At 60.3% G+C, this 12,952-nt stretch carries 13 protein-coding genes; 7 read left to right on the top strand and 6 right to left on the bottom strand.

What is annotated here, in order from left to right; all coding sequences use genetic code 11:
• The first annotated feature begins 5 nt into the window (after window positions 1-5).
• From BUC04_RS14330 to lpxC, 4 genes are all read left to right on the top strand, one after another.
• Window positions 6-746: a cell division protein FtsQ/DivIB gene (locus BUC04_RS14330; protein ID WP_067661603.1), complete on the top strand. Its 741-nt coding sequence runs from the start codon at window positions 6-8 to the stop codon at window positions 744-746.
• Window positions 743-1,978: a cell division protein FtsA gene (gene ftsA, locus BUC04_RS14325; protein ID WP_067661605.1), complete on the top strand. Its 1,236-nt coding sequence runs from the start codon at window positions 743-745 to the stop codon at window positions 1,976-1,978. The genes BUC04_RS14330 and ftsA overlap by 4 nt, the downstream gene beginning before the upstream one ends.
• 48 nt (window positions 1,979-2,026) lie before the next feature.
• Window positions 2,027-3,271 carry a cell division protein FtsZ gene (gene ftsZ / locus BUC04_RS14320; protein ID WP_067661607.1) on the top strand — a complete coding sequence of 415 codons (1,245 nt, stop codon included), beginning with the start codon at window positions 2,027-2,029 and terminating at the stop codon, window positions 3,269-3,271.
• Between the two features lie 92 nt (window positions 3,272-3,363).
• Window positions 3,364-4,275, top strand: coding sequence for a UDP-3-O-acyl-N-acetylglucosamine deacetylase (gene lpxC, locus BUC04_RS14315; protein WP_067661609.1), 912 nt, complete (start codon window positions 3,364-3,366; stop codon window positions 4,273-4,275).
• An 8-nt stretch (window positions 4,276-4,283) separates the two neighbouring features.
• Here the strand turns inward: lpxC and BUC04_RS14310 are convergent, their stop codons facing one another.
• Window positions 4,284-4,709, bottom strand: a complete 426-nt coding sequence (locus tag BUC04_RS14310) for a DUF721 domain-containing protein (RefSeq protein WP_067661610.1) — start codon at window positions 4,707-4,709, stop codon at window positions 4,284-4,286.
• 49 nt (window positions 4,710-4,758) lie between these two features.
• Between BUC04_RS14310 and BUC04_RS14305 the strand changes: the two genes are divergently transcribed.
• The 3 genes from BUC04_RS14305 (at window position 4,759) to mutT (ending at window position 9,024) form a co-directional block, all read left to right on the top strand.
• Window positions 4,759-5,664, top strand: coding sequence for a M23 family metallopeptidase (locus tag BUC04_RS14305; RefSeq protein WP_067661612.1), 906 nt, complete (start codon window positions 4,759-4,761; stop codon window positions 5,662-5,664).
• A 79-nt stretch (window positions 5,665-5,743) separates the two neighbouring features.
• Window positions 5,744-8,467, top strand: coding sequence for a preprotein translocase subunit SecA (gene secA, locus BUC04_RS14300; RefSeq protein WP_067661614.1), 2,724 nt, complete (start codon window positions 5,744-5,746; stop codon window positions 8,465-8,467).
• Window positions 8,468-8,628: 161 nt separating this feature from the next.
• Window positions 8,629-9,024, top strand: a complete 396-nt coding sequence (gene mutT / locus BUC04_RS14295) for an 8-oxo-dGTP diphosphatase MutT (protein WP_067661616.1) — start codon at window positions 8,629-8,631, stop codon at window positions 9,022-9,024.
• Between the two features lie 52 nt (window positions 9,025-9,076).
• Here mutT and yacG read toward each other — a convergent pair whose 3' ends face one another.
• The 5 genes from yacG to BUC04_RS14270 are packed head-to-tail and all read right to left on the bottom strand — an operon-like array spanning window position 9,077 to window position 12,890.
• On the bottom strand, window positions 9,077-9,301 hold the full coding sequence (gene yacG, locus BUC04_RS14290; protein ID WP_067661618.1) for a DNA gyrase inhibitor YacG: 225 nt from the start codon (window positions 9,299-9,301) through the stop codon (window positions 9,077-9,079).
• Entirely contained in the window at window positions 9,298-10,047 is a 750-nt protein-coding gene (locus BUC04_RS14285) for a cell division protein ZapD (protein ID WP_067661619.1), read from the bottom strand. The genes yacG and BUC04_RS14285 overlap by 4 nt, the downstream gene beginning before the upstream one ends.
• Window positions 10,031-10,651, bottom strand: coding sequence for a dephospho-CoA kinase (coaE, locus tag BUC04_RS14280; RefSeq protein WP_067661620.1), 621 nt, complete (start codon window positions 10,649-10,651; stop codon window positions 10,031-10,033). Before coaE ends, BUC04_RS14285 begins: the two co-directional genes overlap by 17 nt.
• A gap of 36 nt (window positions 10,652-10,687) precedes the next feature.
• Window positions 10,688-11,611, bottom strand: coding sequence for a prepilin peptidase (locus BUC04_RS14275; RefSeq protein ID WP_067661621.1), 924 nt, complete (start codon window positions 11,609-11,611; stop codon window positions 10,688-10,690).
• Window positions 11,612-11,645: 34 nt separating this feature from the next.
• Entirely contained in the window at window positions 11,646-12,890 is a 1,245-nt protein-coding gene (locus tag BUC04_RS14270) for a type II secretion system F family protein (RefSeq protein ID WP_067661623.1), read from the bottom strand.
• Window positions 12,891-12,952 lie beyond the last annotated feature (62 nt).

Raw genomic sequence — 12,952 nt, 5'->3', positions numbered from 1 at the left:
CCGTCATGGTGAGCCTGTCCCTGCCGCAAACTCAACATGTCCGCTGGGACATGTGGTTTGGCTTGGCGTTTCTGCTGCTGGTCCTGCTGGGGCTGGCGCGGGGTGCCTGGTGGGTGGTGGACTTTACCCGCAGTGCTGACAGCCTGCCGATTGAGGAGCTGGCGCTGATCGGTGAGCGCCAGTACACCAGCGACGACGAGGTGCGTCAGGCACTATTGGATCTGGGGCGCTGGTCGCTGTTTACCGCCGACGTTGAGGCGGTGCGTGAGACACTGACCGCACTGCCCTGGGTCGACCGGGCGTCGGTGCGTCGCGAGTGGCCCAACCGACTGCGGGTTTACCTGCTGGAGCAGGTGCCGGTAGCCCGTTGGCATGAGGCTGCCTGGCTCAATGAGCGGGCGCAGCCATTCCAGGCGCCACCCCGTGAGGGGCTGGAATCTCTGCCGCAACTCTCCGGTCCGCCGGAAAGTGGCGAAAAAGTGTGGGAAATGTGGCAGCAACTGTCTGAATTGCTGGCGTTACACGGCTTTCAAGGGCAAGCTTTGCAGTTGAACCGTCGACACGCCTGGACGCTGCGGCTGGAGGGGGGGATCGAGCTGGCCTTGGGCCGAACCGATACCCTGGCCCGGACGCAGCGCTTTATCGATCTCTGGCCGCAGCTGGAGCAGGAAGGCAAGCCCATTGAACGGGTGGATTTACGATACGACACGGGCTTAGCCGTGCGTTGGCAGGAACAAGAAGAATGACCATGAGCCAGGAATCGAGCTTGATTGTGGGACTGGATATCGGCACGGCGCAAACCAGCGCGGTGATCGGAGAGGTGTTGCCGGATGGTCAGATCAGCGTCATCGGATTGGGCAGCCAGCAGTCTCGCGGTATGGACAAGGGCGGGGTCAACGATCTCGACTCGGTGATGCGCAGCGTTAAGCTGGCGCTGAACCAGGCGGCCTCCATTGCCGAATGTGAGGTAGCTTCGGTCTACCTGAGCATCTCCGGCCACCACGTCAGCTGCCAGAACGAGAAGGGCATGGTGCCGATCAACGGTGCCGAGGTGCTGCAGGAGGACGTCGACGACGTCATCCACACCGCCCGCTCGGTCAAGATCCCCACCGAACGCCGGATCCTGCACGTGTTGCCTCAGGACTTCACCATCGACGAGCTGGAAGGCATTCGCTCGCCGGTAGGTATGTCCGGCATGCGGATGGAGGCCAACGTTCACATGGTGACTTGCTCCGCCGATTGGGCGCGCAACATCACCAAGTGTGTGCAGCGTTGCGACGTCTCCGTCGACGACCTGGTGTTCTCCGGTATCGCCTCCGCTGAAGCGGTGCTGACCGAGGATGAGAAAGATCTCGGTGTCTGCCTGGTGGACATCGGCGCCGGTACCACCGACATCGCCATCTACGCCGGCGGCGCGCTGCGTCACTGCGCGGTGATCCCGGTAGCGGGCAACCAGGTGACCAACGACATCGCCAAGATCTTCCGTACCCCCTTGAGCCACGCCGAGCAGATCAAGGTGCAGTTTGCCTGTGCCCGCAGTGCCCTGGTGAGCCAGGAGGAGAGCATCGAGGTGCCCTCGGTCGGCGGTCGCCCGGCGCGCAGCATGTCCCGCCACACCCTGGCGGAGGTGGTGGAGCCGCGCTATCAGGAGTTGTTTGAGCTGGTGGCCGATGCACTGCGCACCAGTGGCCTGGAAGACCAGGTCGCCGCCGGTGTGGTACTGACCGGCGGTACCGCCCTGATTGAGGGGGCGGAAACCGTGGCAGAAGAGATCTTCGGCATGCCGGTGCGCCTGGCGCAGCCGCAGCCGCTGAAGGGATTAAACGATTACATTCAGGAGCCCAGCTACGCAACTGCGGTTGGGCTACTGCATTACGGTGCGAAGCAATTGGCAGTGAAGGCCCATGAGCGCGCACCGAAACAAGGTTTGGGTCAGATTCTAGGCAGGATGCAGAACTGGTTCAAAGGCGAGTTTTAACGCCGTTTTAGTAAAACATTTGGACGCGGGCTGAACGGAGATAAAAGCATGTTCGAGATTGTAGACAGTCACAGCGACGACGCTGTCATTAAAGTCGTCGGGGTCGGCGGCGGTGGCGGTAACGCCGTCGAGCACATGGTGGAGCAGACCATCGAAGGGGTGGACTTCATCTGTGCCAACACCGATTCCCAGGCGTTGCGCAAATCCTCTGCGCAAACCACCATTCAACTGGGCAAGAACGTCACCAAGGGCCTGGGCGCTGGCGCCAACCCCGAGGTAGGTCGTGAAGCCGCCCTGGAAGACCGGGAAACCATTCGCGCCGCCATTGCCGGTTCCGACATGGTGTTCATCGCCGCGGGCATGGGCGGTGGTACCGGTACCGGTGCCGCTCCGGTGGTTGCCGAAGTCGCCAAGGAGGAGGGGATCCTCACCGTGGCGGTGGTGACCAAGCCGTTCTCCTTCGAGGGCAAGAAGCGTTCCGCCTTTGCCGAGCAGGGGATTGAGCAGCTGGGCAAGCAGGTGGACTCGCTGATCACCGTGCCCAATGACAAGCTGATGAAGGTCCTGGGTGGCCGCACCAGCCTGCTGGATGCCTTCAAGGCCGCCAACAACGTGCTGCTGGGTGCCGTGCAGGGCATCGCCGAACTGATCACCCGTCCGGGCCTGATCAACGTCGACTTTGCCGACGTGAAGACCGTGATGTCCGAGATGGGTAACGCCATGATGGGCACCGGTGTCGCCCGTGGCGAAGACCGTGCCGAGGAAGCGGCGGAAGCCGCCGTGGCCAGCCCGCTACTGGAAGACATTGATCTTTCCGGTGCCCGCGGCGTACTGGTCAACATCACCGCCGGTCTGGACATCAGCATCGAAGAGTTCGAAACCGTGGGTAACCACGTTAAGGCTTACGCGTCTGAGAACGCCACCGTGGTAGTGGGTGCCGTTATCGACCCTGAGATGAGCGACGAGCTGCGGGTTACCGTGGTTGCCACCGGCATCGGCGCTGAGAAGAAGCCGGACATCCAGCTGGTGAGCAAGCCTGCCGCCAAGCCGGCGGCAGAAGCCCGTCCGCAGGTTGAGCGCGCCGCGCCGGAAGCCCCGGCCAAGGCCAGCCCGGCCCAGTACGCCGTCGACTCCGCCCCGAGCCTGGGCAGTGCCACCAGCACCCCGTCTCAGCCGGAGCCGAGCCGTCCGTCCAATCCGAGCGCCCCGGGCAACGCCGCTGCCGCCAAGCAGCCGCAGAGCCAAGAGCACTACCTGGACATCCCGGCGTTCCTGCGTCGTCAGGCCGATTAAGGAAATCGGATAAACTGGTTGGGCCTGTTTTTTGTCAGGTTGCATTTTTGTGGTAGAATGCGCGCCTTTGGTACGCAGTAGGAGAGCTGGCTATGAGTAAACAAAAGACGCTTCAGCGTCCGATCCAAGCCTCTGGAGTGGGTTTGCACTCCGGAAATAAGGTGACGATCGTGTTGCAGCCTGCCCCGGTCAACACCGGGATTGTCTTTCGCCGGGTGGACTTGTCCCCCGTGGTGGAAGTGCCTGCGCGTGCCGATCTGATCAAAGAAACCACCCTGTGCAGCGGCTTGGCCAATGAGCAGGGGGTGAAGGTCCTGACCGTGGAACACCTGATGGCGGCTCTGGCCAGCTTGGGGATCGACAACGCGTACATCGAGGTAGACGCGCCGGAGATCCCGATCATGGATGGCAGTGCCAACCCCTTCCTTTTCCTGTTGCAAAGCGCCGGTATCGCAGAGCAGTCCGCGTCCAAAAAGTATCTGCGTCTGCGCAAGACCGTGCGTGTGGAAGAGGGCGACAAGTGGGCGGAGTTCCGCCCCTACAACGGGTTCCGCCTGGATTTCTCCATCGACTTTAACCACCCGGCCATCAGCCGTAGCGCTCAGCGTCTGGCCCTGGAATTCTCCGCCAGTGCCTTCTCCCGCGAGATCAGCCGAGCGCGCACCTTTGGCTTTATGAAGGACATCGAGTTCCTGCGGGCCAACAACCTGGCCCTGGGTGGCAGCATGGAAAACGCCATCGTGCTGGATGAGTACCGTATCCTCAACCCGGACGGGCTGCGGGATCCGGACGAGTTTGTGAAGCACAAGATCCTGGATGCGGTGGGGGATCTCTACCTGGCTGGCCACGCCATCCTTGGTGAGTTCCGTGCCCACAAGTCTGGTCACGCCCTCAACAACCAGTTGATCCGGGCCGTGCTGGCAGACGCCTCCGCTTGGGAGATGGTGACCTTCGAGCAGCCCCAGGAGGTGCCGATGGACTACCTGGCACCCTCACTGGCGTAAACGCTGGATTAGGTTTTCGATTGGCCGCCCGAATGGGCGGCCAATTTTTTAAGTTTCTCTCCCAATTCGCCGCCTAACGTATTTGCGAGGGTCTCAAGCTCGTTCCCTGCCTTTTTGCTTAAGTGTTTGGATATTTGAGGCTTTTGTCGCGTTAGCTGGGACAGCTCCGGGTTGACTTTGAACTGGATAGTCGTGAGCATGGGAAATCCTTTTTTCCGCAATTCCGACAGCAGATCAAGGTGTTGATACTGCAGTCGCGTGGCCCAAGCCGCCGACGCCAGTTCAATCACCAGGGTGCCGCCACGCAGGTTGGCGACCTTAATCTGGTCCCGGATCGCCGGGTCGAGCAGTGGCAGCAACTGCGCCTGCAGCTGACCCAAGTGACCGCTATGCCGCTGCAGTTGGGCGAAATGTTCACGGGCCAGGTTGGCCATGTCTTGCGGTTTGGATTTCAATTAAACAACGGAAATTAGTTTAGACACCATGAGTGTAACAGTCTTTATCCGCTCTAAGCGCGGCGTGCGCCGCATCGAGCCGGGCAAACGTTGGTTTTTACTGCCAGTGGCGCTGATCGCCTGCCTGGTGGGGATCTGGCATTGGTCAGAGCAACGGGTGCTGACGGTGGCCACCGAGTTGGCGATGACCCACCAGCGTTCGGACAGCCAGCAGGATAAGCTGTTGCAACTGCGTGATCAGACTGAAGCCCAGCTGTCTGTGCTGGCCGCCCGTCTGGGTCGCATTCAGGCCCGGATGAACCGGGTCGAGGCAGTAGGGATCGCCCTGGCGGAGCGCTCCGACCTGAGTGAGCAGTTCGACTTCAACAGCGAGGTGGGCCTGGGCGGCGTCGATGTGCCGGATCAGAGCGACATCGAGCTGGATCTGCTGCTGGCGGAGATGGACGAGTTGATGATCCGACTGGACCGGGTAGATAATCAGCTGCCCCTACTTGAAAGTCTGGAACGCCATCACCATATCGAGAGTGAGACCTACCTGAGTGGGCGTCCACTCACCAACGGTTGGCAGTCTTCCTCGTTCGGCTATCGTAATGACCCCTTCAACGGGCGTCGCCGGATGCACCGCGGTCTGGATTTTGCGGGTCCCGAGGGGGGAGAAGTGATCGCCACCGGTGCCGGAGTGGTGTCCTATTCTGGTACCATGTTCGGCTATGGCAATCTGGTTGAGGTTGACCATGGTAATGGCCTGAAAACCCGTTACGGTCACAACAAAGACAATCTGGTGGAGTTGGGCCAGGTGGTGGAGAAAGGAGAGGTGATTGCCACCATCGGCAGTACCGGACGCTCCACCGGGCCACACGTTCACTACGAAGTGTTGGAAAATAACGTACAGGTGGATCCTGCGCGGTACGTGTACCGCAAACCGAGAAGTTAGCAGGGATCTAACGGATTAATCCTCACAGGCGCCGACACCTTTTGTCGGCGTCTGCCGTGTTAAGTAGCGATGTAAAGCAATGTTAGCGAAACTCCTGACCAAGGTATTTGGTAGTAAGAACGAGCGAACCCTTAAGCAGCTGCGCAAGGTGGTGACCAAGATCAACGCCATGGAGGCGGATTTTGAAGCCTACAGCGACGAGCAGCTGAAGCAGAAAACTGAGGAGTTTAAGCAACGAATCGCCGAGGGGGCTACCCTGGACGACATCTTGCCGGAGGCCTTTGCCACCGTACGGGAAGCCTCCAAGCGGGTGTTCGCCATGCGCCACTTCGACGTCCAGCTGATGGGCGGCATGGTGCTGCAGTCTGGTCGCGTCGCTGAGATGCGCACCGGTGAGGGTAAGACCCTGACCGCGACCCTGCCTGCCTACCTCAACGCACTGACCGGCAAAGGCGTTCACGTCATTACCGTGAACGACTACCTGGCTCGCCGTGACGCCGAGTGGAACCGTCCGCTGTTTGAGTTCCTCGGCATGACCGTGGGCATCAACCTGTCCGGCCTGCCCCATGAGGCCAAGAAGGAAGCCTACGGCTCTGACGTCACCTACGGTACCAACAACGAGTTCGGCTTCGATTTCCTGCGTGACAACATGGCGTTCTCCGCTGCCGAGCGGGTCCAGCGTGAGCTGCATTACGCCCTGGTGGATGAGGTGGACTCCATCCTGATCGATGAAGCCCGTACCCCGCTGATCATCTCCGGTGCCGCCGAGGACAGCTCCGAGCTGTACATTCGCGTCAACACCCTGATCCCCAAACTGGTTCGCCAGGAGAAAGAAGACACCGAGGAAGAGGTGGGCGAAGGCGACTTCTCCGTCGACGAGAAGGCCAAGCAGGTCCACATGACCGAGCGCGGTCAGGAGAAGGTTGAGACCCTGCTGCTGGAGATGGGTCTGCTGCAGGAGGGCGATTCCCTCTACAGCGCCGCCAACATCTCGCTGCTGCACCATGTCAACGCGGCCCTGCGTGCCCATATGCTGTTTGAGCGCGACGTCGACTACATCGTCGATGACCAGGGTCAGGTGGTGATCGTAGACGAGCACACCGGCCGTACCATGCCCGGTCGTCGCTGGTCCGAGGGTCTGCACCAGGCGGTGGAGGCCAAAGAGGGCCTCAAGATCCAGAACGAAAACCAGACCCTGGCGTCCATCACCTTCCAGAACTACTTCCGCATGTACGACAAGCTGGCGGGGATGACCGGTACCGCGGACACTGAAGCGTTCGAATTCCAGAGCATCTATGATCTGGATACCGTGGTGCTGCCCACCAACAAGCCGATGATCCGTAAGGACATGGCTGACCTGGTGTACCTCACCGCGGAAGAGAAGTTTGAGGCGATCATCGCCGACATCCGTGACTGCATGGAGCGGGGCCAGCCGGTGCTGGTGGGCACCATCTCCATCGAGTCCTCCGAGTACCTCTCCAACCTGCTGCGCAAAGAGAAGATCAAGCACAACGTGTTGAACGCCAAGTTCCACGAGCAGGAAGCGGAGATCGTTGCCCAGGCCGGTCGCAGCGGCGCGGTAACCATCGCTACCAACATGGCCGGTCGGGGTACCGATATCGTGTTGGGTGGCAGCTGGCAGGCGGAGATCGACGCTTTGGGTGACAACCCCAGCGAAGACAAGGTCGAGAAGATCAAGGCCGACTGGCAGGTGCGTCACGACGCGGTGCTGGAGGCCGGTGGTCTGCACATCATCTCTTCCGAGCGTCACGAGTCCCGTCGTATCGATAACCAGCTGCGTGGCCGTTCCGGTCGTCAGGGTGATGCCGGTTCCTCCCGCTTCTACCTCTCCATGGAAGACAGCCTGATGCGGATCTTCGCGTCTGATCGTGTCTCCGGGATGATGAAGAAGCTGGGTATGGAGCGTGGCGAAGCGATTGAGCACCCTTGGGTTAACCGCGCCATCGAGAACGCGCAGCGCAAGGTAGAAGCCCGCAACTTCGACATCCGTAAGCAGCTGCTGGAATACGATGACGTCGCCAACGATCAGCGCCAGGTGGTGTATGCCCAGCGTAACGAGCTGATGGACGACGAGGACATCAAGGAGACCATCGAAGCGGTTCGCGCCGATGTACTCAACGAGGTGATCTCCCAGTACATCCCGCCGCAATCCCTGGAGGAGATGTGGGACGTACCGGCGCTGGAAGAGCGCCTGGCGCTGGACTTCGAGCTGGCCCTGCCCATCGGTGAGTGGCTGGACAAAGAGGACGACCTGCACGAAGAGACCCTGCGTGAGCGCATTGTTGCCGCATGGGACGAAGCCTACGCTCAGAAAGAGGAGCAGGTGGGTGAGAAGGTGCTGCGTCAGTTTGAGAAAGTCGTGATGCTGCAGACCCTCGATAACCTGTGGAAGGAGCATCTGGCGGCGATGGACCACCTGCGTCAGGGTATCCATCTGCGTGGCTATGCCCAGAAGAACCCCAAGCAGGAGTACAAGCGTGAGTCCTTCGAGCTGTTCCAGGGGATGCTGGAGAGCCTGAAGACCGACGTTATCTCGCTGCTGTCCAAGGTACGGGTGCAAGCTCAGGAAGACGTGGATGCCATGGAGCAGAAGCGCCGTGAGCAGGAGGAGCAGCTGGCTCGTCAGCGTGCCTTCCAGCACCAGCAGGCTCAGCAGATGGGTGCCGAGCAGGCGCCTCAGCAGGCCGTTGCTCAGCGTCAGGGCCCCAAGGTCGGTCGTAACGACCCTTGCCCCTGCGGTTCTGGCAAGAAGTACAAGCAGTGCTGCGGCAAGCTGTCCTAAAGACTAGGTGCTAGGAAGAGCAGGCTCTAAGAGCAGTAGCCTAGAAGCGAAGCGCCCCCGCGCCTAGCAACCTAGTAGCGAAGCGTCCTAGAACCTAAAAACCTGCTTCAAACGGGCAACCCAGAGTGGTTGCCCGTTTTGTTTCGATAGGGAGTGAGGAAATGACCATTATCCAGGTGGCGATCGGAGTGGTACTGGACAGCCAGCAACGGGTGCTGGTGGCCAAGCGCAAAGCAGAGCAGCACCAGGGCGGCCTGTGGGAGTTCCCCGGCGGCAAGGTGGATGCCGGTGAGGGCTTTGAGCAAGCCCTGGCTCGGGAGCTGGAAGAAGAGGTAGGGCTAACGGTGCTGGGCTGTGAGCCACTGCATTCGGTCACCCACGATTACGGCGATCGCACCGTGCAGCTGGCCACCTACCTGGTCACCGAGTTTGATGGCGAAGCCCAGCCCAAGGAGGGCAACCCGCTGCAGTGGGTGCCGGTGACTGACCTGCCAAAGCTAGCGATGCCAGCAGCTAATCAAGTGCTTATCCAGGCGCTGTTACAGAGATTGGCCTGACAAAAAAACGCCACCCTTTGGGGTGGCGTTTTTGTTTGTGTTTTCCGTGCGTTCAGTGCTTGGGCTCGTCCTCATCCTCATCCTGGAGGAAGAAGTCCGGCTCACTGATATCAAACTCATCCGGCAGCTCCACCTTGCCGTGGATGGTGTTGCGTTCCTCGGCCCAGTCGCCCAGGTCAATCAGCTTGCAGCGCTCGCTGCAGAAGGGGCGGAAGGGGTGGTCCTTGTCCCAGGGTACTTCGGCTTCACAGGTGGGACACTTCACTTTCAAAGTCATTTGCTCTCCAAAGACAGGCACAGCTGTATCGGCAGATTACGTGAATCTGCCTTGCCGGTCTCGTGGTTGATCAGGTGGATGGTAAAACGGTGCCGGTGGGCGCTGATGGTAGGGTATACCCCGTACTCCTGCTTAACCCGAACCTGCAGCAAATCGAGCCCCTGCTCGGAGCTGGCCTGGTAACTGCCGCGGATCGCCAGTTGCTCCTGCCAGCGGCCGGTTTGACGCAACAGCTTGAGTGACAGTGCCACGCTGTCCAGCACCGGCGCCAGGGTTGCCAGCCATGCCTGGCTCTGCTTGGCTTTGGTGTCGCTGTCCTGGGCCAGCCAGAAGTGCAGCTGCGGCAGGTCAAAATTGCCATAGCCGCCTGGAATGGTCATACGTTGGCGTAGGGCACTGAGGAAGCGGTCATTCTTGAGCACTTGGGTGGGCCTGGTCTGGGCCTGCAGCCGACGCTGCAGGTTCTGCAGTTGTTGCTCGAACAGGTCCAGTTGGGCGTGGTCCACCGAGGGTAGCGGGCGCCACAGCTCTATCTGGGTGAGCTGGCGCTCCAGGTCTTTGAGCAGGTCTGAGCGCAGATCGGCGCGCTCCAGCAGCTCGGCCAGTTCAAACAGGGTGCGGAAATAGGCCATCTCCGCACCGGGATGGGACAGGGTCGCGTGGGCTTTCACTTCGCCGGCGACGGTCTCGATCCGCAGGTAGTTGCGGATCTTCTCATTGAGCGGCTGCTCAAAGGTCAGCGACATGCTGTTTCTCCGCCATAGAAAGATAGGATTGATGTAAGCGTTGAACCTCGCCATCGAGTTGGGCCAGGTCACCGCTGTTGTCGATGATGTCGTCCGCCGCGCTGAGCCGCTGTTCACGGCTGGCCTGGCGTTTGAGGATGCTCTCGACCAGTTCTGGGTCATTGCCATCGCGGGCGCTGGTACGGGCTATCTGCACCGACTCCGGCACATCCACCACCAGAACACGGTGCACCAACTTATCCAGGCCACCCTCCACCAGCAGCGGTACCACCAACACTACGTAGGACGAGGGGGCTGCCTGGCACTGGGCCAACATCCGCTGTCGGATCCGCGGGTGGGTCTGCTGGTTCAGCCACTGGCGCTCGCCTTCATCGGCAAACACCCGTTGTCGCAGTGCGGTGCGGTCCAGCTTGCCATCCGCCTGCAGTATCGCATCACCGTAACGTTCAACGATCGCCTCAAAGGCCGGCTGGCCGGGTTCCACCACCTCGCGGGCGAGGATATCGGTATCCACCACGGTGATCCCCAGCTGGGCGAAGCGATCGCTCACTTGAGTCTTGCCGGAGCCGATGCCGCCGGTCAGACCCACGATAAAGTTGCTCATGGTCTGGCTCCCCAGGTTGTTGATTGGCTGAGGCGCTTAAGCGCCTAGGGCAGCACTCAGGTACCAGCTCACCAGCTGTGGGCCCCACAACAGGTAGATGAAGCCTCCCAGGGCGATCCAGGGGCCGAAGGGCATGGGTTTGCCCTGGGCCAGCTTGCCGGTGGCCATCAGTGTAATCCCCACCACGGCACCGCCAACGGAAGCCAACAAGATGATGGGTAGGATCGCCTGCCAGCCAAACCAGGCACCGAACAGGGCCAACAGCTTGAAGTCACCGTAGCCCATCCCCTCCTTGCCGGTGAGCAGCTTAAAGCCCTGGAACACGCTCCACAGCGACAGGTAGCCGACAGCGGCACCCAACACGGCGTCGCTGAGGCTGGCGAACAGACCGTCGATATTCAGTAGCAAGCCCAGCCAAAGGAGGGGCAGGGTGATCTGATCCGGCAACAGCATCTTGTCCAAGTCGATAGCGGACAGGGCCACCAGGGACAGGGTCAGTAGCCAGGCGGCCAGGAACTGCGGTGTCGGCCCCAGTTGCCAGGCCACCAGGGTACAGAGCAGTGCGGTGGCGAGTTCAACCAGGGGGTAGCGCACAGAGATAGGCTCGGCGCACTGGTGGCAGCGGCCCTTCTGGGCCAGGTAGCTTATCAGGGGAATATTGCGCCAGGCGGGGATGGCGGTGCCACAGTGGGGGCAGGCACTGCCGGGTACCACCAGGTTGTACTGCGCTGGATAGCCATCATTGAAGTTGCCGTTATTTAGCGTGCCGGTTTTCAGGGTGGCCTGGTCACCGCTCAGCTCCAGGGCTTCCGCGCACTCCAGCTTCCACTCCCGCTCCATCATGATGGGCAGGCGGTGGATCACCACATTGAGAAAGCTGCCCAGCAGCAGGCTGACCAAGAACACGCAGCTAAAAAACAGCGCCGGATAGAGGGTAAAGGATTCAAGCCACCAGGCCATAACAGTCGCCTATAGAAAGATCTTCCCGACGATCCTATCCGACAACGTTACCCAATTGGAAGATGGGCAGGTACATAGCAATGACTAGCCCACCAACTAGCACTCCAAGTACCACCATCAGCATCGGCTCGATCAGGGTGGATAGGCCATCTACTGCATCGTCCACCTCCATCTCGTAGATGTTGGCAACCTTGTTGAGCATGTCATCCAGCGAGCCGGATTCCTCGCCGATCATTACCATCTGGATCACCATGTCGGGGAATACCGGCACGGTGCGCATCGCCACGTTCATCTGCAAACCGGCGATCACCTCCTCTTTCACCTTAAACACGGCATCGCGGTAGACGGCGTTGCCGGAGGCGCCAGCGGAGGCATACAGCCCTTCCACCAAGGGCACACCGGCGGCGAAGGTGGTGGCCAAGGTACGGGAGAACTTGGCGATAGCAGCTTTGTGCAGGATGGGGCCAATGGCGGGGAGCTTCAGCACGCCTGCATCAACCCGGTTACGGAACTTGGCGGAGTTGCGATGGGTGCGCACGAAAGCCCAGATCAAAACGACGATGATGCCAAAAAAGTAATACCAACTGGACTGGAGAAAACGGGAGAGACCAATGACCAGTTGAGTAAAGAAGGGCAGCTCGGCGCCAAAATCACTGAAGATTGATTCGAATTGGGGCACAACGAACAGCAGCAGGATCAAGGTAACGCCGATGGCCACGGTGACTACCGCGGCAGGATAGAACATCGCTTTCTTAATCTTCGACTTGAGCGCCTCGGCCTTTTCTTTATAGGTGGCCACCCGGTCGTACACCTTGTCCAGGGTGCCAGATTGTTCACCAGCGGCGATCAGATCGCAGTAAAGGTCGTCAAAGTATCGGCGATGGGGTCGCAGGGCTTGGGATACAGGAGTGCCAGATTGGATCTCCGCCAGGATGGTTTGCAGTAGGATCCGCATAGTCGGCTTTTCGTGGCCTCTCGCTACCATCTCCATGGCGGTGACCACGGGCACCCCTGCCGAAAGCATGGTGGCTAGCTGTCGTGTGATCACCGCGATATCGGCGGGGGTGATCTTGGCCTGGCGCTGAAACAGAGGCTTGGGTTTCTTGGCGACCCTGAGGGGTTGTACTCCCTGCTTGCGCAACTGAGCCTTCACCTCAAGGGCGGAGCTGCCGCGAAGCTCACCCTTGATCGGTTTACCCTGCTTGTTTTTACCGGACCAGGTAAACTCAGTAACGCTGTCCTTGGCCTTTTTTGGCCGCGATTTGGTGGCAGTGGCCATGGCTCCATCCTTGGTTCATGATTGTTGCGTTTTCGTTCGAGCCTGCGCTCGCCCGTTTTCTA

Source organism: Ferrimonas marina, from assembly GCF_900129905.1.
In the GTDB taxonomy this organism is placed as follows: domain Bacteria; phylum Pseudomonadota; class Gammaproteobacteria; order Enterobacterales; family Shewanellaceae; genus Ferrimonas; species Ferrimonas marina.
Note: the sequence above shows the minus strand (reverse complement) of the source record. Positions and strands in the feature narration are given on the sequence as shown.

Bases quoted from the DNA above. Each gene is read 5' to 3' on its own strand.
- BUC04_RS14330 (WP_067661603.1), top strand. From the start codon at position 6: ATGGTGAGCCTGTCCCTGCCGCAAACTCAACATGTCCGCTGGGACATG.
- ftsA (WP_067661605.1), top strand. From the start codon at position 743: ATGACCATGAGCCAGGAATCGAGCTTGATTGTGGGACTGGATATCGGC.
- ftsZ (WP_067661607.1), top strand. From the start codon at position 2,027: ATGTTCGAGATTGTAGACAGTCACAGCGACGACGCTGTCATTAAAGTC.
- lpxC (WP_067661609.1), top strand. From the start codon at position 3,364: ATGAGTAAACAAAAGACGCTTCAGCGTCCGATCCAAGCCTCTGGAGTG.
- BUC04_RS14310 (WP_067661610.1), bottom strand. From the start codon at position 4,709: ATGGCCAACCTGGCCCGTGAACATTTCGCCCAACTGCAGCGGCATAGC.
- BUC04_RS14305 (WP_067661612.1), top strand. From the start codon at position 4,759: ATGAGTGTAACAGTCTTTATCCGCTCTAAGCGCGGCGTGCGCCGCATC.
- secA (WP_067661614.1), top strand. From the start codon at position 5,744: ATGTTAGCGAAACTCCTGACCAAGGTATTTGGTAGTAAGAACGAGCGA.
- mutT (WP_067661616.1), top strand. From the start codon at position 8,629: ATGACCATTATCCAGGTGGCGATCGGAGTGGTACTGGACAGCCAGCAA.
- yacG (WP_067661618.1), bottom strand. From the start codon at position 9,301: ATGACTTTGAAAGTGAAGTGTCCCACCTGTGAAGCCGAAGTACCCTGG.
- BUC04_RS14285 (WP_067661619.1), bottom strand. From the start codon at position 10,047: ATGTCGCTGACCTTTGAGCAGCCGCTCAATGAGAAGATCCGCAACTAC.
- coaE (WP_067661620.1), bottom strand. From the start codon at position 10,651: ATGAGCAACTTTATCGTGGGTCTGACCGGCGGCATCGGCTCCGGCAAG.
- BUC04_RS14275 (WP_067661621.1), bottom strand. From the start codon at position 11,611: ATGGCCTGGTGGCTTGAATCCTTTACCCTCTATCCGGCGCTGTTTTTT.
- BUC04_RS14270 (WP_067661623.1), bottom strand. From the start codon at position 12,890: ATGGCCACTGCCACCAAATCGCGGCCAAAAAAGGCCAAGGACAGCGTT.